The sequence below is a fragment of the Mesorhizobium sp. M7A.F.Ca.MR.362.00.0.0 genome, from assembly GCF_004023175.1.
In the GTDB taxonomy this organism is placed as follows: domain Bacteria; phylum Pseudomonadota; class Alphaproteobacteria; order Rhizobiales; family Rhizobiaceae; genus Mesorhizobium.
In genome coordinates this window covers 13024-13522 of the sequence record NZ_RZTF01000158.1, presented here as the reverse complement: position 1 = coordinate 13522, position 499 = coordinate 13024, and the positions used below count along the sequence as shown (strand labels likewise).

The following is a 499-nucleotide window of genomic DNA, read 5'->3' as shown; positions in this document are numbered from 1 at the left end:
GTTCCTGGAGGCGACGGATTTTTACTCGCACACCGAGGGTGCCGACATCTGGCTGGCGCTGGAGGAAGCTCCGACCGCGCGGCAGGCGATCGAACAATTCCTGAGCCTGACGGCGAGGGCCTATGCGCAGAGCGATCGTCCGCAGGGCTGCCTGATCACGCTGGGCGCACTGCATCAGGATTCGAGCCGCGGCGCCATCTGCGACGACCTGCGCCGTCGTCGCGCCGAAAACCACACCGCACTGCAGAAGCGTCTGGAGCGCGGCGTTGCCGAAGGCGAATTGCCGGCGGATTTCGACTCTAGTGCTGCCGCGACTTTCTTCGCCACGGTCCAGCACGGCATGTCGATCCAGGCGCGCGACGGCGCCTCGCATAATGCCCTGCTGGCGACGGTAGCCGGGGCCATGGCGGCCTGGAGGACGCTGGCCGGCGGCAGCGCGGCGTGACAAACGCCGGCTGGTGTGCTCGAAATCCGCCAGCAAGGCCGGGAGGGATGAGAG

At 67.5% G+C, this 499-nt stretch carries 1 protein-coding gene; it reads left to right on the top strand.

All coding sequences use genetic code 11. The features are described 5' to 3' along the window. Positions 1–445: TetR/AcrR family transcriptional regulator (locus EOC06_RS19460; protein WP_128308542.1), on the top strand; the 445-nt coding region annotated here is incomplete at its 5' end. Between the last annotated feature and the right edge of the window lie 54 nt (positions 446–499).